This is a genomic window from Mycobacterium malmoense (assembly GCF_019645855.1).
GTDB lineage: Bacteria > Actinomycetota > Actinomycetes > Mycobacteriales > Mycobacteriaceae > Mycobacterium > Mycobacterium malmoense.
In genome coordinates, this window is the sequence record NZ_CP080999.1 from 2,488,691 (window position 1) to 2,511,389 (window position 22,699).

The window sequence follows — 22,699 nt, forward strand, 5'->3', positions numbered from 1 at the left end:
CGCGATGTCTGCCGGGATCCTCAACGAGCTGGGCTGGCGAGAGTTGATCGCCCAGTCCACCGACCTCGACGCCCTGGCCGCCGAAGCGCGGCGCGGGCCGATGACCGTGTACGCCGGCTTCGACCCGACCGCGCCGAGCCTGCACGCCGGGCACCTGGTTCCCCTGCTGGCGTTGCGCCGGTTCCAGCGCGCCGGGCATCGTCCGATCGTGCTCGCCGGCGGCGCCACCGGCATGATCGGTGACCCGCGCGACGTCGGCGAGCGCAGCCTCAACGAGGCCGACACCGTCGCCGCATGGACCGGGCGGATCCGCGGACAGCTGGAACGCTTCTTGGAATTCGACGCCTTTGACCCGACCGGCGCCATCGTCGTCAACAACCTGGAGTGGACGGGCCGACTGTCGGCGATCGAGTTTCTGCGCGACGTCGGCAAGCACTTTTCGGTCAACGTGATGCTGGACCGCGACACCATCCGACGGCGCCTGGAAGGGGAGGGGATCTCCTACACGGAGTTCAGCTACATGCTGCTGCAGGCCAACGACTACGTCGAGTTGCACCGGCGCCACGGCTGCACGCTGCAGATCGGCGGCTCCGATCAGTGGGGCAACATCATCGCCGGCGTCCGCCTGGTCCGCCAGAAGCTGGGCGCGACGGTGCACGCGCTCACGGTCCCGCTGGTGACCGCCGCCGACGGCACCAAGTTCGGCAAGTCCACCGGCGGCGGCAGCCTGTGGCTGGACCCGCAGATGACCAGCCCGTATGCCTGGTACCAGTACTTCGTCAACACCGTCGACGCCGACGTGATCCGCTACCTGCGCTGGTTCACCTTCCTGCCGGCCGAGGAGCTGGCCGAGCTGGAACGCGCGACGGCCGAGCGCCCGCAGCAACGCGCCGCCCAACGGCGGCTGGCCGCCGAGCTGACCGCTCTGGTGCACGGCGAGGCGGCCACCGAGGCGGCCGAGCACGCCAGCCGGGCGCTGTTCGGGCAGGGCGAGCTGGGCCGCCTGGACGAGGCGACGCTGGCCGCGGCGCTGCGCGAGACCTCGGTGGCCGAGCTCAAGCCCGGTGGTCCCGACGGGATCGTCGACCTCCTGGTGGCCAGCGGCCTGTCGGCCAGCAGGGGGGCCGCCCGGCGCACCATCGGCGAGGGCGGCGTCTCGGTCAACAACGTCCGCGTCGACAGCGACGAATGGGTGCCGCGGCCCTCGGACTTCCTGCACGGCCGGTGGCTGGTGCTGCGGCGCGGCAAACGCAACATCGCCGGGATCGAAAGGGTCGAGAACGGGTAGCCAGCGCAAAACGCGTTGGTGCGCAAACCTTTACCTCACCGTGTCGTCGATGTGATCGTCGTTGGCCACTGTTATCACGGTGAGATTGGCGACACGTGTGCAACTAGCCGGCCTGCGGTTCGTGGGGGTGAGCACGGGCCTGGCCGCGTTGGTTGCGGCGCCGGCGGCGCCCGTGCGCGCCGACATGATGGGCAACGCGTTTCTGGTGGCTCTCGCGAATGCCGGCGTCTCCTATTCACAACCGGCGAGCGCGACGGCGTTGGGGCAGTCGGTGTGCCCGATGGTCGTCCAGCCGGGTGGGTCGTTCGACTCGGTTACCGCCAAAATGGCCGACGGCCACGGAATGTCGTACGATGCGGCGGGCGTGTTCACCCTCATCGCGATCGCCACGTATTGCCCGGCGGTGATGCAGCCGCTGCTGCCGCACCGGCTGCAGGCCTAGCCTTGGCCCAGCCTTGTTGTAGGCCCGGCCCGGCGCCACGAACGTGCCCGTATCCTTTCGAGAGTGGTCGACGACAGGCAGAGGCACGACGGTGAGCGACGACCGCGCCCGGCGGCCGGCGGCTGGTCGGGACCTGGCCGGGCGCGCCCGGTTCAACCGCAAAACGCCGGCCACAATGCCCAACACGACGGGCCCCCGGTACCGGCCAGCGTGGACGCCAGGCAGCTGGCACCCGAAATCCGCCGCGAGCTGAGCACCTTGGACCGTGCCACGGCCGACGCGGTGGCGCGCCACCTGGTCGCCGCCGGTGAGCTGATCGACGAGGACCCGGAAACCGCGCTGAGTCATGCCCGCGCGGCGCGGGCCCGATCCAGCAGGATCGCCGCGGTCCGCGAAGCCGTCGGAATCGCCGCCTACCGCTGCGGCGACTGGGCCCAGGCGCTGGCCGAATTGCGCGCGGCCCGCCGCATGGGCAGCAAGTCCGCATTGCTTGCGCTGATCGCCGATTGCGAACGCGGACTTGGCCGTCCAGAGCGGGCGATCGAACTGGCGCGTGGACCCGAGGCGGCGCAGCTGTCCGGTGACGATGCCGACGAGTTGCGCATCGTGGCCGCCGGCGCGCGCGCGGACCTCGGGCAGCTGGAGCGGGCGTTGACCATCTTGGCCACGCCGCAGCTGGACCCTAGCCGCAGGGGCTCGACGGCGGCGCGGTTGTTCTACGCCTACGCGGACACGCTGCTGGCGCTTGGCCGCGACGACGAGGCGCTGCAATGGTTCCTGCGCTCCGCGGCCGCCGACACCGAAGGCGTCACCGACGCCGAAGATCGGGTCAGCGAACTGGGCTGACATGAAAAGCATTGCGCAGCAATATGATTGCCTGCTGATAGATCTGGACGGGACGGTATTTCGCGGCGCTCAGCCCACCGACGGCGCGGTGCAGTCGCTGGACAAGGTACACAGCCGCAAGCTCTACATCACCAACAACGCCTCGCGCAGCGCCGACGAGGTGGCGTCGCACCTGCGCGAGCTGGGCTTCAGCGCCACCGGCGAGGACGTCGTCACCAGCGCGCAGAGCGCGGCGAAGCTGCTGGCCGATCAGTTGCCGCCGGAGTCCCGAGTGCTGATCGTGGGCACCGAAGCGCTGGCCAACGAGATCGCCGCCGTCGGATTGCGTCCCGTGCGCCGGTACGACGACAACCCGGTCGCCGTCGTCCAGGGCCTCTCCGCGACCATCGGCTGGTCCGACCTTGCCGAGGCCGCCCTGGCCATCCGGGCCGGCGCGCTGTGGGTCGCGACCAACGTCGACGTCACCCTGCCCACCGAACGTGGTCTGCTGCCTGGGAACGGGTCGCTGGTGGCCGCGCTGCGGGCGGCCACCGGCGCCGAGCCGCGGGTGGCGGGCAAACCGGCGCCGCGACTGCTGGACGATGCGGTGGCCCGCGGCGACTTCCGGGCGCCCCTGGTGATCGGCGACCGATTGGACACCGACATCGAGGGCGCCAACGCGGCCAAGCTGCCCAGCCTGATGGTGCTCACCGGGGTTAGCACCGCGCGGGACGCGGTGTACGCCGAACCGGTCCGCCGGCCCACCTACATCGGCCACGACCTGCGTTCGCTGCACCAGGACGCCCAGCGGCTCGCGGTGCGGCCGCAGCCGGGCTGGCGCGTCGACGTCGGCGACAAGGCGGTGACGGTCAGCGTCAACGGCGTGGATGACGGTGACGGGCTGTCGGTCGTCCGCGCCGTCGCCAGCGCGGTATGGGGTGCCGGCAACCGGCCCCTGCGCGTCGCGGCCGCCGACGACCGGGCCCGCGACGCGCTGCGGCGCTGGTCGCTGGTGCGCGGCGACTGAGGGGTGACTACCGTAGGAGCGCAATGACTATCGATCCCGATCAGATTCGCGCCGAAATCGACGCCCTGCTTGCCCGGCTGCCAGACGCCGGGGACCCGGAAAACCCCGAAAACCCCGGGCACCAGCCGTCGCTCGCCGAGCTCGAAGAGATAGCGCGGCGCCTTTCCGACGCGCACGACGTGCTGCTGCAGGCGCTGGAGTCGGCGGAGAAGGGCTGAGTGCGGCGGTGGCACGACGCGCCCGCGTTGACGCCGAGCTCGTCCGCCGCGGGCTCGCGCGATCTCGCCAGCAGGCCGCGGAGCTGATCGGCGCCGGGAAGGTCAGCATCGACGGCCTGCCGGCACGCAAGCCCGGCACCGCCGTCGCCGTCACCGCCGCCCTGACCGTCGCGGACGGCGACGAACGCGGCTGGGTGTCGCGCGGGGCGCACAAACTCATCGGCGCGCTGGACGCCTTCGGGATCGAAGTCGAGGGCCGCCGCTGCCTGGACGCCGGCGCGTCGACGGGCGGGTTCACCGAGGTGCTGCTGGATCGCGGGGCCGCCGAGGTGGTGGCCGCGGACGTCGGCTACGGCCAGCTGGCCTGGCCGCTGCGCCGTGATCCGCGGGTGATCGTCGTCGAGCGCACCAACGTCCGTGACCTGGCGCCCGAGGCGATCGGCGGGCCGGTCGACCTGGTGGTGGCCGACCTGTCGTTCATCTCGCTGGCCACCGTGTTGCCGGCGCTGGTTGGGTGTGCCTGGCCGAGCGCGGATATCGTTCCCATGGTGAAACCGCAGTTTGAAGTGGGGAAGGGCCAGGTCGGCGCCGGCGGAGTGGTCCACGACCCCGGCCTGCGCGCCGGCGCGGTGCTGGCCGTCGCGCGCCGCGCCGGGGAGCTGGGCTGGCACACCGTCGGCGTGGCCGCCAGCCCGCTGCCGGGCCCGTCGGGCAACGTCGAATACTTCCTGTGGCTGCGCGCCCGGACGGATCGTCCGTTATCTGACGACGGGCTGGTGGACGCGGTGCAGCGCGCGGTTTCGGAGGGCCCGCAGTGAGTTCTCAAAAGACCGATCCCCGTACCGTCCTGATGGTGGTACACACCGGCCGCGACGAAGCGACCGAGACCGCACGACGCGTGGAAAAAGTCCTGGGCGACAACGGAATTGCGCTTCGCATGCTGTCCGCCGAGGCGGTCGACAGGGGGCCGCTGCACCTGGCTCCCGACGACATGCGGGCGATGGGCGTCGAAATCGAGGTCGTCGACGCGGCCCCGGACGCCGCCGACGGCTGCGAACTGGTGCTGGTGCTTGGCGGCGACGGCACCTTCCTGCGGGCGGCCGAACTGGCCCGAAACGCCAGGATTCCGGTCCTGGGCGTCAATCTGGGCCGGATCGGTTTCCTGGCCGAGGCCGAGGCCGAGCACATCGACCGCGTGCTCGAGCACGTCGTCGCGCGCGACTACCGGGTGGAAGACCGCATGACGCTCGATGTGGCCGTGCGCCACAAAGGCCGCGTCGCCGACCATGGATGGGCGCTCAACGAGGTCAGCCTGGAAAAGGGGCCGCGGCTGGGCGTGCTCGGAGTGGTCGTCGAGATCGACGGGCGGCCGGTGTCGGCGTTCGGCTGCGACGGGGTGCTGGTGTCGACGCCTACCGGATCCACCGCCTACGCGTTCTCCGCGGGCGGCCCGGTGTTGTGGCCGGACCTCGAAGCGATCCTGGTGGTACCCAACAACGCCCACGCGCTGTTCGGCCGCCCGATGGTCACCAGCCCCAAAGCCACCATCGCGATCGAAATAGAGGCGGACGGCAACGACGCCCTGGTGTTCTGCGACGGCCGCCGCGAAATGCTGATACCGGCCGGCAGCCGGATCGAGGTGAGACGTTGTGAGATACCCGTGAAGTGGGCGCGCCTGGACAGCGCGCCGTTCACCGACCGGCTGGTGCGCAAATTCCGGTTGCCGGTGACCGGTTGGCGCGGGAAGTAACGGCACGCCCTGGTGCTGACCGAAATCCGCATCGAGTCGCTGGGCGCCATCAGCGTCGCCACCGCGGAGTTCGGCCGCGGGCTGACGGTGCTCACCGGTGAGACCGGCACCGGCAAGACGATGGTGGTGACCGGCCTGCACCTGCTCGGTGGCGCCCGCGCCGACGCGACCCGGGTCCGGTCGGGAGCCGACCGGGCGATCGTCGAAGGTCGTTTCGCGACAACCGATCTCGACGACGCCGCGGCCGCCCAGCTGGACGAGATGCTGGAGGCGTCGGGGGCCGAGCGCGACGAGGACGGCAGCGTGATCGCGCTGCGCTCGGTCAGCCGCGACGGACCGTCGCGTGCCTACTTGGGTGGCCGCGGCGTGCCCGCCAAGTCGCTGAGCGGTTTCACCGCCGAACTACTGACCCTGCATGGCCAAAACGACCAGCTGCGGTTGATGCGGCCCGAGGAACAACGCGGTGCGCTGGACCGCTTCGCGGGCGCCGGTGCCGCGTGCGAGCGCTACCGCAAGCTGCGCGACGCGTGGCTGTCGGCGCGGCGCGACCTCATCGACCGCCGCGACCGGGGCCGCGAACTCGCCCAGGAGGCGGATCGGTTGAAATTCGCGCTCAACGAGATCGACGCCGTCGACCCGCAACCCGGGGAAGATGACGAGCTGGTCGCCGATATCCTGCGCCTCTCCGAACTGGACACGCTGCGTGAGGCCGCGGCCACGGCGCGCGCGGCGTTGGCTGTCGACGACGCGGACGCGCTCGGCCAAAGCGCCACCGACAGCCTGGGGAAGGCAAGGGCCGCACTGGAATCCACCGACGACGCGACACTGCAGGCATTGGCTGGCCAGATCGGCGAGGCGCTGACCGTGATCGTCGACGCGGCCCGCGAACTCGGCGGCTTTCTGGACGCGCTGCCGGCCGATGCCAGCGCGCTGGAATCCAAGCTCGCCCGTCAGGCCCAACTGCGCGCGCTGACCCGCAAGTACGCCGCGGACATCGACGGGGTGCTGCGATGGGCGTGTGAGTCACGGGAACGGCTGGCGCAACTCGACGCCTCCGAAGGAGGGGTAGCGGCGCTGGAACGCCGCGTCGACGAGCTGGCACGCGAATTATGCGAAGCCGCAGTCGATCTCAGCGAGGTTCGGCGCAAGGCCGCCAAACGCCTCGCCAAAGCGGTGACCGCGGAGCTGTCCGCCCTGGCGATGGCCGACGCCGTCTTCACCATCGGCGTGACCACCGATGTCGCGACCGGTCCGGATGATGCCGCCACGCTCAGGCTGCCCTCCGGCGAGCTGGCCCGGGCGGGCGGCGACGGCGTGGACCAGGTCGAGTTCGGCTTCGCGGCGCACCGCGGGATGACCGTGCTGCCGCTGGCCAAGAGCGCGTCCGGTGGCGAGCTGTCCCGGGTGATGCTGGCGCTGGAAGTGGTGCTGGCCACGTCGCGAAAGCAGGCCGCCGGCACCACGATGGTGTTCGACGAGGTCGACGCCGGCGTCGGCGGCTGGGCCGCGGTGCAGATCGGGCGGCGGCTGGCCCGGCTGGCCCGCACCCACCAGGTCATCGTCGTCACCCACTTGCCGCAGGTCGCGGCCTATGCCGACGTGCACCTGGTGGTGCACGGCGAGGGGCCCAAAGGGGCCAGCGGGGTGCGGCCGGTGACCGGCGACGACCGGGTGGCCGAGCTGGCGCGGATGCTGGCCGGGCTGGGCGAATCCGACAGCGGTCGCGCCCACGCCCGCGAACTGCTCGACGCGGCACAAAAGGACCAGATCTAATACCGCGAGCGTGGGCACCGGCCCACCGGCGAGCGTGCGTGTTTGTACGCCGACACGCCGCAAAGCCTGTACAACTGCGCACCCTCGCCGACCGAGTCGATGCCCACACGTTATTCATCTGTGACAGCTGTGACTATAGATAACTTCTGAGGCTGGTGTTACGGCGCGCCTCCCCGCCTCACCCGTGCTTCGCGGACAGAATCGCCCCCATGAAGATGTCAGGGCTGCTATCGCGTAACACCGCCCGGCCGGGCCTTGTCGGCACCGCGCGGGTCGACCGGAACATCGACCGCTTGTTACGCAGGGTCTGCCCCGGCGACATCGTGGTGCTCGACGTCCTGGATCTGGACCGCATCACCGCGGACGCGCTGGTCGAAGCCGACATCGCCGCTGTCGTCAACGCCTCACCGTCGGTCTCGGGCCGCTATCCCAATCTCGGCCCCGAGGTGTTGGTCAACAACGGGGTGACCCTGATCGACGAGACCGGGCCGGACGTTTTCAAGAAGGTCAAGGACGGTGCCAAGGTTCGCCTGTACGAAGGCGGGGTGTATTCCGGCGACCGCCGGCTGGTCCGCGGCACCCAACGCACCGACCACGACATCGCCGACCTGATGCGCGAGGCCAAAAGCGGGCTGGCCGCCCACCTGGAGGCGTTCGCCGGCAACACGATTGAGTTCATCAAGAGCGAAAGCCCGCTGTTGATCGACGGCATCGGAATCCCCGACGTCGACGTCGACCTGCGCCGGCGGCACGTGGTGATCGTCGCCGACGAGCCCAGCGCCGAGGACGACCTGAAGTCCCTCAAGCCGTTCATCAAGGAGTACCAGCCGGCGCTCATCGGTGTGGGCACTGGCGCGGATGTGTTGCGGAAGGCCGGTTATCGACCCCAGATCATCGTCGGTGACCCCGACCAGATCAGCACCGAAACCCTCAAGTGCGGTGCCCAGGTCGTGCTGCCCGCCGACGCCGACGGCCACGCGCCCGGTTTGGAACGAATCCAGGATCTCGGCGTCGGGGCGATGACCTTTCCGGCCGCGGGTTCCGCGGTCGATCTGGCCCTGCTGCTGGCCGACCACCACGGCGCCGCGCTGCTCGTGACGGCCGGCCACACCGCCAACATCGAGACGTTCTTCGACCGGACCCGCGCGCAAAGCAACCCCTCGACGTTTTTGACCAGGCTCCGGGTAGGGGAGAAGGTGGTCGATGCCAAGGCCGTTGCCACCTTGTACCGCAACCACATCTCGGCGGGCGCGATTGCGCTCTTGGCGCTGACGATGCTGATCGCGGTCATCGTCGCCCTGTGGGTGTCGCGCACCGACGGCGTGGTGCTGCACTGGATCGTCCAATACTGGGACCGCTTCTCCCTCTGGGTGCAGCACTTGGTCACCTAAGTCTTTTTCGAGGACGGTGCGTTAAATGATCTCGTTACGCCAACACGCGTTATCGTTGGCTGCCGTCTTTTTGGCGTTGGCCGTGGGAGTCGTGCTGGGTTCCGGCTTCTTGTCGGACACCCTGCTGTCCAGCCTGCGTGACGAGAAGCGCGACCTGTACAGCCAGATCAGCGGGCTCAACGACCAGAAGAACGCGCTCAACGAAAAGCTCACTGCAGCAAATAATTTCGATAATCAACTGGCCGGACGGATAGTGCACGACGCGCTCGGTGGCAAATCGGTGGTCGTGTTTCGCACCCCGGACGCAAAAGACGACGATGTTGCCGCGGTGTCGAAGTTCATCGACCAGGCCGGCGGCACGGTCACCGGGACGGTGTCGCTGACGCAGGAGTTCGTCGACGCCAACTCCGCGGAAAAACTGCGGACCGTGGTGAACTCGTCGATCCTGCCCGCCGGTCAGCAGCTGAGCACCAAGCTCGTCGACCAAGGTTCGCAGGCCGGTGACCTGCTGGGCATCGCCTTGTTGATCAACGCCAACCCGGCCACGCCGCCCGTCTCAGAGGTCCAAGACCCCCAGCGCGATACCGTGCTGGCGTCGCTGCGTGACACGGGATTCATCACCTATCAGCCCACCGATCACATCGCGGCGGCAAACGCCGCGCTGGTCATTACCGGCGGTGGGTTACCCCAGGATGCCGGCAATCAGGGCGTCAGCGTGGCCCGATTCTCCGCGGCGCTGGCGCCGCACGGTTCGGGCACCCTGCTCGCCGGGCGCGACGGTTCGGCAACCGGAGGCGCCGCGGTCGCCGTGACCCGCGCCGACGCCGGCATGTCCTCGGCGGTCAGCACCGTGGATGACATCGACACCGCACCCGGGCGGATCACCGCTGTGCTGGGCCTGCACGATCTCATCAATGGCGGCCACGTCGGGCAGTACGGCACCGGTCACGGGGCGACGTCGATCACGGTGCCCCAGTAAGGTCCAGTAAGGCCGCAGTAGGGCCCCAGTGGGTCCCCCGCTAGGGCGTGTTCCCAACGCCACGGCGTGCCGGGTGTTAGGGTGGGTTTCCGTGGGTCGGCAGGCCCAGCTAGTCAAGGCTAGAAAAATTTTAAGCCCTGCCCGTCTTCACGGAGGTCGTCAGTGCGCAAGCACCCGCAAACCGCCACCAAGCATCTCTTCGTCAGCGGTGGCGTCGCCTCCTCGCTGGGCAAGGGGCTGACCGCCAGCAGCCTTGGGCGGCTATTGACCGCCCGCGGGTTGCACGTGACGATGCAAAAGCTCGACCCCTACCTCAACGTCGACCCGGGCACCATGAACCCGTTCCAGCACGGCGAGGTGTTCGTCACCGAGGACGGCGCCGAGACCGACCTCGACGTCGGCCACTACGAGCGGTTCCTGGATCGTGACCTGTCCGGCTCGGCGAATGTCACTACCGGGCAAGTGTATTCGACCGTCATCGCCAAGGAACGACGAGGCGAATACCTCGGTGACACCGTCCAGGTGATCCCGCACATCACCGACGAGATCAAGCGGCGCATCCTGGCGATGGCCCAACCGGACGCCGACGGCAACCGGCCGGACGTCGTCATCACCGAAATCGGCGGCACCGTGGGCGATATCGAGTCGCAACCCTTTCTGGAGGCGGCGCGGCAGGTCCGCCACGACCTCGGCTGGGAAAACGTGTTCTTCCTGCACGTGTCGCTGGTGCCCTACCTGGCCCCATCGGGTGAGCTGAAGACCAAGCCCACGCAGCACTCCGTGGCCGCATTGCGCAGCATCGGTATCACCCCGGACGCGCTGATCCTGCGCAGCGACCGAGACGTCCCCGAAGCGCTGAAGAACAAGATCGCGCTGATGTGTGACGTCGATATCGACGGCGTCATCTCCACCCCGGACGCACCGTCGATCTACGACATCCCCAAGGTGCTGCACCGCGAGGAACTCGATGCCTTTGTGGTACGCCGGCTCAACCTGCCGTTCCGCGACGTCGACTGGACCGAATGGGACGATCTGCTACGCCGGGTTCACGAACCGCACGAGACCGTGCGAATCGCCTTGGTGGGCAAGTATGTTGAGCTTTCCGACGCCTACCTGTCGGTCACCGAGGCGCTGCGCGCCGGTGGGTTCAAGCACCACGCCAAGGTCGAGATGGTCTGGGTGGCCTCCGACGACTGCGCGAGTGCCACCGGTGCCGCGGCCGCTCTGAGCGACGTGGACGGCGTGCTGATCCCGGGCGGGTTCGGCATCCGCGGGATCGAGGGCAAGATCGGCGCCATCCGGCACGCTCGGGCGCGCGGATTGCCGGTGTTGGGGCTGTGTCTCGGCCTGCAGTGCATCGTGATCGAAGCCGCGCGCTCGGTCGGTCTCACGGAGGCCAACTCGGCCGAATTCGAGCCGGGCACACCGGATCCCGTCATCTCCACGATGGCCGACCAGGAACAGATCGTCGCGGGTGAGGCCGACCTCGGCGGCACCATGCGGCTGGGGGCCTACCCCGCGGTGCTGGAGCCGGATTCGATTGTGGCCCAAGCGTATGGGACGACGGAGGTGTCCGAGCGGCACCGGCACCGCTACGAGGTCAACAACGCCTACCGTGAACGGATCGCCGAGAGCGGCCTGCGTTTCTCTGGGACCTCGCCCGACGGTCACCTGGTGGAGTTCGTCGAATACCCGCCGGACGTGCACCCGTTCATCGTCGGCACCCAGGCCCACCCCGAACTGAAGAGCCGACCCACCCGGCCGCATCCGCTGTTCGTCGCGTTCGTCCGGGCGGCCCTCGACTACAAAGCGGGCGAGTTGCTGCCCGTCGAGATGCCCGAAATCCCTGAGCACTCGCCCAACGGCAACCAGCATCGGGACAGCGTTCGGCGGCCGCAACCCGAGCCCGCGGCCCGTGGCTGAGCACGTCTTCGAGACGGCGTCATCCGAAACGCTGCACACCGGAAAGATTTTCGCGCTCCGCCGCGATCGGGTGCGGATGCCGGGCGGCAAGCTCGTCACCCGGGAGGTCGTCGAGCACTTCGGCGCGGTGGCCGTGGTGGCGATGGACGACGACGGCAACATCCCGATGGTCTACCAGTACCGCCACGCCTTCGGCCGCCGGCTGTGGGAATTGCCCGCCGGGCTGCTCGACGTCGGCGGCGAGCCGGCGCACCTCACGGCCGCCAGGGAACTCAAGGAGGAGGCGGGACTGCAGGCCGACACCTGGCGGGTGCTCGTCGACCTCGACTCAACGCCCGGTTTCAGCGACGAATCGGTGCGCGTCTACCTGGCCACCGGACTGACCGAGGTGGACCGGCCCGAGGCCCACGACGAAGAGGCCGACATGACGCTGGCCTGGTATCCCCTCGAGGAGGCCGCCCTCAAGGTGCTCAACGGCGAGATCGTCAATGCCATTGCCGTGGCAGGCATTCTGGCCGCGCACGTCGTCACCACCGAGTTCATGTTGACGCGGCAGGTGGGCAGCCCGTGGATCGACAAGCCGACCGCGTTCGCCGCGCGAAATGCGGGGACGGCCGCGCAATGACGGCGGCTCTCGACACGCAACTGCAGGGCTACCTCGACCACCTGACAATCGAGCGGGGCGTGGCGAAAAACACGCTGAGCTCCTATCGCCGCGACCTACGCCGCTACACCAAACACTTGTCCGACCGTGGAATTCACGATCTGGCCAAGGTCGGTGAGGACGACGTCAGCGACTTTCTGGTGTCGCTGCGGCGCGGCGACCCCGATTCCGGGACGGCGGCGCTGTCGGCGGTGTCGGCGGCGCGGGCACTGATCGCGGTGCGCGGCTTGCATCGGTTCGCCGCCGCCGAAGGGCTGGCCGAACTGGACGTGGCCCGGGCCGTCAGGCCACCGACACCCGGCCGCCGGCTGCCCAAAAGCCTGACGGTCGACCAGGTGCTGGCGCTGCTGGAGGCCGCGGGCGGCGACAGCCCGGCCGACGGTCCACTGACCCTGCGCAACCGAGCGCTGCTGGAACTGTTGTACTCCACCGGATCACGGATCTCCGAGGCCGTCGGTCTCGACGTCGACGACATCGACACCCAGGCCCGCTCCGTACTGCTGCGCGGCAAGGGCGGCAAGCAGCGGCTGGTACCGGTGGGGCGCCCCGCCGTGCAGGCGCTGGACGCGTACCTGGTGCGCGGCCGCCCCGACCTGGCGCGCCGGGGCCTTGGAACGCTCACGACGCCCGCGATCTTCCTCAATGCGCGCGGCGGGCGGCTGTCGCGGCAAAGCGCATGGCAGGTGCTGCAGGACGCCGCCGACCGTGCCGGCATCACGTCGGGAGTGTCGCCGCACATGCTGCGGCATTCCTTCGCCACCCACCTGCTCGAGGGCGGCGCGGACGTGCGGGTCGTGCAGGAGTTGCTGGGACATGCCTCGGTGACGACGACGCAGATCTACACCCTGGTCACCGTGCACGCGCTGCGCGAAGTGTGGGCCGAAGCTCATCCGCGGGCGCGCTGAGGCGGGCGACCTGGCTCTGGCCCGGATCGCGCGTCACAGCGGTGGTCGAAGCTACGCACGACCCAAACGCGTTCGCAAGAGATGGGAAAGCGATGACCAGCGTACCGATGCCGGGATCGAACACTGCTGGATCGTCGAGCTTGGCCCTTCCACGAAGCTCACCGCACTCACCGGCACATTCACAACCAGCGCTCCGGTTCCCTTGCGCCTCGACCTCGATGCGCTGGGCAAGTGAGAGCAGCGCCCCGCCATCGCCTGTTCAGGTGAGGTTGCAACGCCGCCTGGCGCTATATGGCGATAGTCGGCCGCAATGACCGAGGCGCCACTCTCGGCTAGCCCAGGTAGTCGGACTCCAGCACCAGGTCGGATACCAGCGACTGGTACTCCAGGTGTGCCTTGTGCTCGACGGTGTTCCACAGTGTGCCCTGCTGCCGGCGCATGTACTCGCGGTACTTCGGCGATCCCGGCACCCCGACGTTGTCGGCGACCACGATCGCGCCCGGATGCAGCCAGCCCCGGTCCAGGATGCTCGTCAGGTCGTCCAGGTAGGCGTTTTTATCGTGGTCGATGAACACGAAATCGAGTGCGCCGGAAGCGAATCCGTGCTCATTGGCGAGCCTGTCGAGGGTGCGCCCGCCGTCGCCGATGGTGCCGACGACACACGTCACCCGGTCAGCCACACCGGCGTGATCCCAGATCTTCCGGGCGTTGATGGCGTTGGCCTCGGCGAGCTCGACGGAGTGCACCTTGGCGTTCGGGGCCGCGCGGGCGATCCGCAGCGCGCTATAGCCGCAGTAGGTGCCCAGCTCGAGCGCGAGCGTCGGGTTGGCCCGGCGCACGGCGGCGTCGAGAAGCAGCCCTTTTTCGTCGCCGACGTTGATCAGGATCGACTTTTCGTAGGCGAACTTGTCGATGGTGGCCAGCACGTCGTCGATGTCGCCGGCCCGGGCGTTCTTGAGGACGTATTCGACGGCGGCCGCTTCGCGTCCGTCGCCGATCTGGCCCGTGGTGGTGATGTTGCGATTGCCGACGGCCATCCGCCAGACGGACCACCGCAGCAGGGGTAGCCGTCGCTTGAGATCCATAGAGCACCACAATAGGCGGGGGAGATTCACGAAGCGTGTGCACTCACGACTTTGGCTGTGCGCTCGGGGCGCAATCCATCGGCGTGTCGTCGCCGCGAACTCACACAAGGGCGACCACTCCAATGGTGCTGATGGGACTGATGTGACCAGGTGGGTGACGACGCGTCCGTTACGAGCGATTTCCGCATGTATTGGCTGGTTAATTGCCTGCGGGTCGCCCGGCGTAGGCGCGCGAAGCCGTTAGACTTTCCTGCGATGTTCACCTCCCGAACACCCCCGCCATGACCGAGCAGCCGGACGGCGTCGTCGAGGTCGGCCTGACCGGACGTCCGCCGCGGCCGATCCCGGAGCCCGAGCCGCGCACCTCGCACGGTCCGGCCAAGGTCGTCGCGATGTGCAACCAGAAGGGCGGCGTCGGGAAGACCACGTCGACGATCAACCTGGGCGCCGCGCTCGCCGAGTACGGCAGGCGGGTGCTGCTGGTCGACATGGACCCGCAGGGCGCGCTGTCCGCGGGCCTCGGCGTTCCGCACTACGAGCTGGAAAAGACCATCCACAACGTGCTGGTGGAGCCGCGGGTGTCGATCGACGACGTGCTGATCTCCACCCGGGTCAAGCACATGGACCTGGTGCCCAGCAACATCGACCTGTCGGCCGCCGAGATCCAGCTCGTCAACGAGGTGGGCCGCGAGCAGACCCTGGCTCGGGCCCTGCACCCGGTGCTGGACCGCTACGACTATGTGCTGATCGACTGCCAGCCGTCGCTGGGGCTGCTCACCGTCAACGGGCTGGCCTGCGCGGACGGCGTGGTGATCCCCACCGAGTGTGAGTACTTCTCGCTGCGCGGGCTGGCGCTGCTCACCGATACTGTCGAGAAGGTGCGCGATCGGCTCAACCCGAAGCTGGAGATCAGCGGTATCCTGCTCACCCGTTACGACCCGCGCACCGTCAACGCGCGCGAGGTGATGGCCCGCGTCGTGGAGCGGTTCGGCGACCTGGTGTTCGACACCGTGATCACCCGAACCGTCCGCTTCCCGGAGACCAGTGTGGCCGGCGAACCCATCACCACCTGGGCCCCGCGCTCCACGGGCGCCATTGCCTACCGCGCGTTGGCTCGCGAGTTCATCCACCGATTCGGCGCGTGAAGGGCCTCCAGAACGGCCCAGTGAACGGTGAGGCGCCAACCAAAAACGGCTACCCGGACGGTTTTCGGGTCCGGCTGACCAACTTCGAGGGGCCGTTCGACCTGCTGCTGCAGCTGATCTTTGCCCATCGCCTCGACGTCACCGAGGTGGCGCTGCACCAGGTCACCGACGACTTCATCGCCTACACCCGGGAGATCGGCTCCCAGCTGGAGCTCGAGGAGACCACCGCGTTCCTGGTAATCGCCGCGACGCTGCTCGACCTCAAGGCGGCCCGGCTGCTGCCGGCCGGACAGGTCGACGACGAAGAGGACCTGGCGCTGCTGGAGGTGCGCGACCTGCTGTTCGCCCGGCTGCTGCAGTACCGGGCGTTCAAGCACGTCGCGGAGATGTTCGCCGAGCTGGAGGCCGCCGCGCTGCGCAGCTATCCGCGGGCGGTGTCGCTGGAGGACCGGTTCACCGACCTGCTCCCGGAGGTGATGCTGGGCGTCGACGCCGAACGGTTCGCCCAGATCGCCGCCGTCGCCTTCACCCCGCGGCCGGTCCCGACGGTAGTCACCGAGCACCTGCATGACCTGAAGGTCTCGGTTCCCGAGCAGGCCAAGAAGTTGCTGGCGATCCTGGAGGCGCGGGGCAGCGGCCGATGGGCCACGTTTTCCGAGCTGGTCGCCGACTGTGAGGCGCCGATGGAGGTCGTCGGGCGCTTCCTGGCGCTGCTCGAACTGTATCGGACCCGGACGGTAGCATTCGACCAATCGGAGCCGCTTGGCGTGCTCCAGATTTCGTGGACCGGGGAACGTCCGACCTGGGAAGCCGTGCTAGAAGTGCGGGACGAATCATGAGCCGCGCCGACGACGATGCAGCGCGGAGCGATGAGAAGGAGCGGCGCTCATGAGCGAAGAGTTGCCGGGCATCGATCTCGACCCAGACATCCCAGGCATCCCGGACATCGCCGAGGCGGCGCCGATGGATCCCGAGGAACTCGGCTCGGTGCTGGAGGCGCTGCTGTTGGTGGTGGACACCCCGGTCACCGCCGAGGCGTTGGCGGCGGCCACGCAGCAACCCGTCTACCGGGTCGCCGCCAAGCTGCAGCAGATGGCCGAGGAACTCGCCCAGCGCGACAGCGGCATCGACTTGCGGAAAAACAGCGAGGGCTGGCGGATGTACACCCGGGCCCGCTTCGCGCCCTACGTGGAGAAGCTGCTGCTGGACGGAGCGCGATCCAAGCTAACCCGGGCGGCGCTGGAGACGTTGGCCGTGGTCGCCTACCGCCAGCCCGTGACGCGGGCGCGGGTGAGCGCGGTCCGCGGCGTCAACGTGGACGCCGTCATGCGCACCCTGCTGGCGCGCGGCCTGATCACCGAGGCCGGCGTCGACGACGACACCGGCGCGACGACGTTCGCCACCACCGAGCTGTTTCTGGAGCGCTTGGGGCTGACGTCGCTGGCCGACCTTCCCGACATCGCGCCGCTGCTTCCCGACGTCGACACGATCGAGGACCTGAGCGAATCCCTGGACAGCGAGCCACGTTTCATCAAACTCACGGGCCACGCGGCGCCCGACCAGTCGCCATCGTTCGACCTGGACCAGGATTGATGGTCGAAACCCAAGGGATCCGGCTGCAAAAAGTGTTGTCCCAAGCCGGAATCGCGTCGCGGCGGGCGGCCGAGAAGTTGATCGTCGACGGCCGCGTCGAGGTGGACGGACACGTGGTCACAGAGTTGGGCACCCGCGTCGACCCGGACCTTTCGGTAATCCGTGTCGACGGGGCCAGGGTGGTCGTCGACGACTCGCTGGTCTACTTGGCCCTGAACAAGCCGCGTGGTATGCACTCGACCATGTCGGACGATCGCGGCCGGCCGTGCATCGGCGACCTGATCGAACGCCGGGTGCGGGGCAGCAAGAAGCTGTTTCACGTCGGGCGGCTGGACGCTGACACCGAGGGGCTGATCCTGCTGACCAACGACGGTGAGCTGGCGCACCGGCTGATGCATCCCTCCCACGAGGTCTCCAAGACGTATCTAGCCACGGTGACCGGATCGGTGCCGCGCGGGCTGGGCAAGAAACTGCGGGCCGGAATCGAGTTGGACGACGGACCGGCGCGGGTCGACGACTTCGCGGTGGTGGACGCCATTCCGGGTAAGACGTTGGTGCGGTTGACGTTACACGAGGGACGCAACCGCATCGTGCGCCGGCTGCTGGCGGCTGCAGGGTTTCCGGTGGAGGCGCTGGTGCGCACCGACATTGGACCGGTGTCCCTGGGTAAGCAGCGGCCGGGCAGCATCCGCGCGTTAGGCCGTGACGAGATCGGGCAACTGTACAAAGCGGTGGGCCTGTGAGCAGCAACGGAATCGTTGTCGCCATTGACGGTCCAGCGGGAACCGGAAAGTCCTCGGTGTCAAGGGAATTGGCGCGTGTGCTGGGAGCTCGCTACCTGGACACCGGGGCGATGTATCGGATGGTGACGCTGGCGGTGCTGCGCGCCGGAATCGACCCGGCGGACGCCGAAGCCGTCGGGCGGATTGCCTCGGCGGTGCGGATGTCGGTGGACCACAACCCTGGTGGGGATCACTATTTCCTTGACGGAGAGGATGTTTCGTCGGAAATCCGCGGAAACGAGGTGACTCGCGCGGTCTCGGCGGTGTCGTCGATTCCTGCAGTGCGCACTCGGCTCGTCGGGCTACAGCGGGCTATGGCCGCCGGCCCGGGATGCGTCGTCGTCGAGGGCCGTGACATCGGAACCGTGGTATTGCCCGACGCGCCGGTGAAGGTCTTCTTGACCGCGTCGGCCGAAACCCGGGCCAGGCGACGCAACGACCAGAACGTTGCGTCGGGTCTGTCCGATGACTACGAGGGCGTGCTGACCGATGTGCGCCGCCGCGACCATCTCGATTCCACCCGGCCGGTGTCGCCGCTGCGCGCGGCCTCGGATGCGGTGGTCGTCGACACCAGTGACATGACCGAGGCGCAGGTGCTCGCCCACCTGCTGGAGTTGGTCAAGCAGCGAAGCGGGGCGGTGCGGTGACCGAGGGCACGTGGAGCGACGAAAGCGACTGGGAGACCGTCGATTCCGACTTTGAGCTAGCCGAGGAGGCCGGCCCCGCGCCCGTGGTGGCGATCGTGGGCCGGCCCAACGTCGGAAAGTCGACGTTGGTCAACCGCATCCTGGGCCGGCGTGAGGCGGTGGTGCAGGACACTCCGGGGGTGACGCGGGACCGGGTGTTCTATGACGCGCTGTGGACCGGACGCCGGTTCGTCGTGCAGGACACCGGGGGATGGGAGCCCGACGCCAAGGGCCTGCAGCAGCTGGTGGCCGAGCAGGCGTCGGTGGCCATGCGCACCGCCGATGCGGTGATCCTGGTGGTGGACGCCACCGTCGGCGCCACCGCGGCCGACGAGGCCGCCACCCGCATCCTGCTGCGTTCGGGTAAGCCAGTCTTCCTGGCCGCCAACAAGGTTGACAGCGAGAAGGGCGAAGCGGATGTCGCGGCGCTGTGGTCGCTGGGACTCGGTGAGCCGCACGCAATCAGTGCGATGCACGGTCGCGGCGTCGCCGATCTGCTCGACGAGGTGCTGGCCGCGCTGCCGGTGGTGTCCGAAGCGGCGCCGGCGCCGGGTGGTCCTCGGCGGGTGGCGCTGGTCGGCAAGCCGAACGTGGGCAAGAGCTCGTTGCTGAATAAGCTTGCCGGAGACCAGCGTTCGGTGGTGCACGAGGTCGCCGGGACCACGGTGGACCCGGTCGACTCGCTCATCGAATTGGGCGGCAAGGTGTGGCGGTTCGTCGACACTGCGGGCCTGCGGCGCAAGGTCGGTCAGGCCCGTGGGCACGAGTTCTACGCCTCGGTGCGCACCCACTCCGCCATCGATGCGGCCGAGGTGGTGATCGTGCTGATCGACGCGTCGGAGCCGCTGACCGAACAGGATCAACGGGTGTTGTCCATGGTGATGGAGGCCGGCCGCGCGCTGGTCTTGGCCTTCAACAAGTGGGACCTGGTCGACGAGGACCGGCGCGAGCTGCTGGAGCGCGAGATCGACCGCGAGCTGGCGCAGCTGCGGTGGGCGCAGCGGGTCAACGTCTCGGCCAAGACGGGTCGGGCGGTGCAGAAGCTGGTGCCGGCGATGGAGACCGCGCTGGCGTCCTGGGACACCAGGATTGCCACCGGTCCGTTGAACTCCTGGCTGAAGGAGGTGGTGGCGGCCACACCGCCCCCGGTGCGCGGGGGCAAGCAGCCGCGCATCCTCTTCGCCACCCAGGCCACCGCACGCCCGCCGACGTTCGTGCTGTTCACCACCGGTTTCCTGGAGGCCGGCTACCGGCGATTCCTGGAGCGGCGACTGCGCGAGACGTTCGGGTTCGAGGGCAGTCCGATCCGGATCAACGTGCGGGTGCGCGAGAAGAGGGGGCCGAAGCGGCGTTAACGCAGTCGGGTAGGTCGTCGACCGGTGCAGCGGCGAGCAGCCGTACTCCGAATACGCCGCGAGCCGGATCGCCGTCAGACCGCTGACGGCCGCGACGGGGATCAGGTAGTAGCCGAAGTCACCGTCGATAACGAAGAAGTAGTCGATCTCGTCCGGGCCATATGCCGCGCGTTCCCTGCCGGAATTGGAAATCCATGCGGTCCACGCGCCCCTTTGCTTCACCGTGGTCGTCTTGACTTGGATGCGTTGGGCTGCGGCGCCAGTCCAAACCCTCAGATGGAATGGTTCTGAAGCCAATCCGAGCTCGAAACCTTCCGGTGTCCAGAGACACCATGCGGTTGGGCTGACGGGATTTGAACCTGTGACCACTTGCCCCAGAAGTAGCGGTAGCACGCTTTTCCCAGTTCGTGGGTGGTGTTCGCGGCTTCGGCACAATGTGACATTCATGCGTCCACAGATGCCATGATCCCAGCGGCGTCCGACGTTTCCCGACAGTCGGCTTCCGCGTCCGGAAGCCGACTGTCCGTTCCCGCCGATGTTCGCGAACGACTGGCCGAGGAGCTCCTTGTCACTCAGGGCCTACCGGTCGCCGAGATCGCCATTCGACTCGGCTACGTCGAGGTGTCGAGTTTCGCGCAGGCGTTCCGCCGATGGAAAGGCATCGGGCTCTGCGCCTTCCGATCGCTTTAGCCGACCACGATGAACGTGTAACTGGCGGACAAACGGCCTGACCAAGTTGGGGCATGAGCATTTGAAATGCCATGGCTTACGCCGTATCGGTTGACCTGGATGGTAGACAGCAGCGTGCCCACACTCTCCGAGAATCGCCGCCACGACACGACACACACCAAATCGGGGCACAACCAGCCCGGCCGCTGCCCACCGTCAGCGCTGGAACCCCCAACGTGCTCACCCGCATGCCCCCGAATAGTCGGGCCCAACACTGAGGTATCGTTCCCTCGCGTCTGCCGAATTGTTGCGGCGGACTAACGGGCTGTGGCGCAGCTTGGTAGCGCACTACACTGGGGGTGTAGGGGTCGCAGGTTCAAATCCTGTCAGCCCGACCAGAGAAGCAGGCTTTGACCTGCGGGGATTCCGCTTTGCGAGCGGAAGATCGCCGGGCCTTTTGGGAAGCGTCGACTTGGCGAAATTCTTAGAACACCGTCCGACAACGTAGCCGCTTGATACGGGAGAACCCGAGGCGCCTCAGTATCGACGCCGGTGTCCACGACCTGCTACCGCATCAGTTCCAGGGCACAGATATTGGCTGTGTGTGCGGCGATCTGACAGACCGGACATTTTCGCGGTGCTGGTATTGATGGTGAGATGCAGATCGCGATAGTCGGACCGGGCAGTATCGGTAGCACGTTCGCTTTTCAGCTGTCCAAGGCTGGTCACGATGTGACTGTCATCGCCCGTGGCACCCGACTCGAGCAGTTGCGCCGTGCTGGTGCGATCGTCACTGTCGAGGGCGAGCGTGCGGCCGTCCACGTCAGTGGCGAACTTGATACGACAACGGACTGGGATCTGGTGCTAGTCACGGTTCTGGTGTCGCAGGTTGACGTGTTGCTGCCCGTGCTGAGCGCCAGTGCGGCCAAGTCCGTGATGTTCATGTTCAACACTTTCCAATCGCTGGATCGGCTGCGCGACGCCGTCGGACCGCAACGCTTCGCGTTTGGTTTTCCGGCGATCGTTGCGGATCTCGACGACGGCCGGCTGTCCTCGACGATCCTCCGCCGAGGAATGCTGACGACGGTTTCAGATCCCTTCTGGGCCAAGGTTTTTACTGATGCGGGTATTCCCACGACGGTGCATCCGGACATGGAGAGCTGGTTGCGCACCCACGCCGCGGTAGTTGTGCCGTTGGTTATCGCCGGCAGCACCGCGCTCCGACGGGGGACCGGTATCTCCCGGGAAGAAGCGGTCAGGTTGGCACGCGCCACGAAGGAAGGGCTTCAGCTGGTGCGCCACCTCGGTAACTCCGTCACCCCCGCACCTATCGCCGTCATCAGCCGCTCGCCGGTACCGGTGTTGGCCGCGTTGTTCTGGACCCTTACAAGGCTCGACGCGTTCACCAGAACGATTGCCGCTGCGCCCGCCGACGAGCCACGTACGCTGATCGATGAGATGACTTCCGCATGGCCGGGGCGCACGCCCGCACTGCTCGCGGTCAGACCTTGAGAAGCACAACGTGCCCTTACCACCAAGCACACCGACGACTGCGAGGCCTACATGGCGGTCGGGGGCAACTTCATCCGAACTGTCGTCGATCGACATAGCTCTCGCTACAAAGGCCAGAACCTCGATGATCACGACCCGAATTACACCGCTCCACGGAACGCTGTCCGTTGTGTTGGCCGATTCCGTGAGCTGTGGTTGGTTTATTCAGCTGCCGGGACGTAGGCATCGAATGGTGTCCTCGGATGGAACTCTGGGCCGCATCGGCTATTTGAGCCGTACGGCCGGCAACACCGGCCTTGGGGCGACAGCACAGGATTGCGTTTTTTGGCTTGGGACGCCGAGTGCCGGAACGACATGGGCGATGATGTGGTGACCGCAGAGAAGCTGCGTTGTGCGTGTGTCGAAGCGGCGCCGTCAGGGAGGATATCGCCCACTTCCTCATCGGCTGGGGGAGTCAGAGGCAAGGGTGTGGACCCTTCGGGGCGCGAGCAATTGTCAAATTCTGTGGATGGTTGGGTCTCACGGTAGGGAGCCCGGAGGGCATGAGCGAGGGGTTGCGTCCGTTCGGTGTCGTCGCGTCAGTGCGGACGACGACCTCCGTGGTGTAGGAGGCTGGACCGGCTTGCCGGTCGGCGCCGGATTGCCCGCGCGATGGGGGCTGTCGCGTTGTCTGCGGCACCCAAGCTC

Annotated in this window: 22 protein-coding genes and 1 tRNA gene; 22 read left to right on the forward strand and 1 reads right to left on the reverse strand. The window is 67.9% G+C overall.

Annotated features, from left to right (window positions below; all coding sequences use genetic code 11):
* Nucleotides 1-4: 4 nt before the first annotated feature.
* The 13 genes from tyrS (at nt 5) to xerD (ending at nt 13,185) form a co-directional block, all read left to right on the forward strand.
* Nucleotides 5-1,288, forward strand: a complete 1,284-nt coding sequence (gene tyrS, locus K3U93_RS11515; protein WP_083009783.1) for a tyrosine--tRNA ligase — start codon at nt 5-7, stop codon at nt 1,286-1,288.
* A gap of 79 nt (nt 1,289-1,367) precedes the next feature.
* Nucleotides 1,368-1,730: a DUF732 domain-containing protein gene (locus tag K3U93_RS11520; protein ID WP_176219891.1), complete on the forward strand. Its 363-nt coding sequence runs from the start codon at nt 1,368-1,370 to the stop codon at nt 1,728-1,730.
* Nucleotides 1,731-1,793: 63 nt separating this feature from the next.
* On the forward strand, nt 1,794-2,576 hold the full coding sequence (locus tag K3U93_RS11525; RefSeq protein ID WP_083009782.1) for a tetratricopeptide repeat protein: 783 nt from the start codon (nt 1,794-1,796) through the stop codon (nt 2,574-2,576).
* A 1-nt stretch (nt 2,577) separates the two neighbouring features.
* Nucleotides 2,578-3,582, forward strand: coding sequence for an HAD-IIA family hydrolase (locus K3U93_RS11530; RefSeq protein ID WP_083009781.1), 1,005 nt, complete (start codon nt 2,578-2,580; stop codon nt 3,580-3,582).
* A gap of 23 nt (nt 3,583-3,605) precedes the next feature.
* Nucleotides 3,606-3,800 (forward strand): hypothetical protein, encoded by a 195-nt coding sequence (locus K3U93_RS11535; protein WP_071509111.1) that lies wholly within the window; start codon nt 3,606-3,608, stop codon nt 3,798-3,800.
* Nucleotides 3,801-3,808: 8 nt separating this feature from the next.
* Nucleotides 3,809-4,618 (forward strand): TlyA family RNA methyltransferase, encoded by an 810-nt coding sequence (locus K3U93_RS11540; protein ID WP_083009780.1) that lies wholly within the window; start codon nt 3,809-3,811, stop codon nt 4,616-4,618.
* Complete coding sequence (locus K3U93_RS11545; RefSeq protein ID WP_083009779.1) at nt 4,615-5,550, forward strand: NAD kinase; 936 nt, start codon at nt 4,615-4,617, stop codon at nt 5,548-5,550. Before K3U93_RS11540 ends, K3U93_RS11545 begins: the two co-directional genes overlap by 4 nt.
* 12 nt (nt 5,551-5,562) lie before the next feature.
* A complete protein-coding gene (recN, locus tag K3U93_RS11550; RefSeq protein ID WP_083009778.1) occupies nt 5,563-7,323 on the forward strand; it encodes a DNA repair protein RecN in 1,761 nt (586 codons plus the stop codon).
* 209 nt (nt 7,324-7,532) lie between these two features.
* Nucleotides 7,533-8,714 carry a putative cytokinetic ring protein SteA gene (steA, locus tag K3U93_RS11555; RefSeq protein WP_071509107.1) on the forward strand — a complete coding sequence of 394 codons (1,182 nt, stop codon included), beginning with the start codon at nt 7,533-7,535 and terminating at the stop codon, nt 8,712-8,714.
* Nucleotides 8,715-8,739: 25 nt separating this feature from the next.
* Nucleotides 8,740-9,693, forward strand: coding sequence for a copper transporter (locus tag K3U93_RS11560; protein ID WP_083009777.1), 954 nt, complete (start codon nt 8,740-8,742; stop codon nt 9,691-9,693).
* Nucleotides 9,694-9,855: 162 nt separating this feature from the next.
* Nucleotides 9,856-11,616 (forward strand): CTP synthase, encoded by a 1,761-nt coding sequence (pyrG, locus tag K3U93_RS11565; protein ID WP_071509105.1) that lies wholly within the window; start codon nt 9,856-9,858, stop codon nt 11,614-11,616.
* Nucleotides 11,609-12,241, forward strand: a complete 633-nt coding sequence (locus K3U93_RS11570; RefSeq protein WP_083009776.1) for an NUDIX domain-containing protein — start codon at nt 11,609-11,611, stop codon at nt 12,239-12,241. The genes pyrG and K3U93_RS11570 overlap by 8 nt, the downstream gene beginning before the upstream one ends.
* Entirely contained in the window at nt 12,238-13,185 is a 948-nt protein-coding gene (xerD, locus tag K3U93_RS11575; RefSeq protein WP_071509103.1) for a site-specific tyrosine recombinase XerD, read from the forward strand. The genes K3U93_RS11570 and xerD overlap by 4 nt, the downstream gene beginning before the upstream one ends.
* Nucleotides 13,186-13,517: 332 nt before the next feature.
* On the opposite strand, the gene K3U93_RS11580 is transcribed toward xerD, so the two are convergent.
* Nucleotides 13,518-14,270, reverse strand: a complete 753-nt coding sequence (locus tag K3U93_RS11580; protein ID WP_083009775.1) for an O-methyltransferase — start codon at nt 14,268-14,270, stop codon at nt 13,518-13,520.
* Between the two features lie 281 nt (nt 14,271-14,551).
* Between K3U93_RS11580 and K3U93_RS11585 the strand changes: the two genes are divergently transcribed.
* From K3U93_RS11585 to K3U93_RS11625, 9 genes are all read left to right on the forward strand, one after another.
* Entirely contained in the window at nt 14,552-15,415 is an 864-nt protein-coding gene (locus K3U93_RS11585; protein WP_071509101.1) for a ParA family protein, read from the forward strand.
* Nucleotides 15,412-16,254, forward strand: coding sequence for a segregation/condensation protein A (locus K3U93_RS11590; protein ID WP_071509100.1), 843 nt, complete (start codon nt 15,412-15,414; stop codon nt 16,252-16,254). The genes K3U93_RS11585 and K3U93_RS11590 overlap by 4 nt, the downstream gene beginning before the upstream one ends.
* A 49-nt stretch (nt 16,255-16,303) precedes the next feature.
* Nucleotides 16,304-17,008: an SMC-Scp complex subunit ScpB gene (scpB, locus tag K3U93_RS11595; protein ID WP_083009774.1), complete on the forward strand. Its 705-nt coding sequence runs from the start codon at nt 16,304-16,306 to the stop codon at nt 17,006-17,008.
* Nucleotides 17,008-17,751, forward strand: a complete 744-nt coding sequence (locus K3U93_RS11600) for a pseudouridine synthase (protein WP_083009773.1) — start codon at nt 17,008-17,010, stop codon at nt 17,749-17,751. The genes scpB and K3U93_RS11600 overlap by 1 nt, the downstream gene beginning before the upstream one ends.
* The gene (cmk, locus tag K3U93_RS11605; protein WP_083009772.1) at nt 17,748-18,437 is read left to right on the forward strand and encodes a (d)CMP kinase; all 690 of its coding nucleotides are present in this window, start codon (nt 17,748-17,750) and stop codon (nt 18,435-18,437) included. The genes K3U93_RS11600 and cmk overlap by 4 nt, the downstream gene beginning before the upstream one ends.
* The gene (gene der / locus K3U93_RS11610; RefSeq protein WP_083009771.1) at nt 18,434-19,831 is read left to right on the forward strand and encodes a ribosome biogenesis GTPase Der; all 1,398 of its coding nucleotides are present in this window, start codon (nt 18,434-18,436) and stop codon (nt 19,829-19,831) included. Before cmk ends, der begins: the two co-directional genes overlap by 4 nt.
* A gap of 462 nt (nt 19,832-20,293) precedes the next feature.
* Nucleotides 20,294-20,521, forward strand: a complete 228-nt coding sequence (locus K3U93_RS11615) for a helix-turn-helix domain-containing protein (protein WP_071509094.1) — start codon at nt 20,294-20,296, stop codon at nt 20,519-20,521.
* A 300-nt stretch (nt 20,522-20,821) separates the two neighbouring features.
* Nucleotides 20,822-20,898, forward strand: a tRNA-Pro gene (locus K3U93_RS11620).
* Between the two features lie 259 nt (nt 20,899-21,157).
* The gene (locus tag K3U93_RS11625) at nt 21,158-22,012 is read left to right on the forward strand and encodes a ketopantoate reductase family protein (protein WP_083009770.1); all 855 of its coding nucleotides are present in this window, start codon (nt 21,158-21,160) and stop codon (nt 22,010-22,012) included.
* Nucleotides 22,013-22,699: the final 687 nt, after the last annotated feature.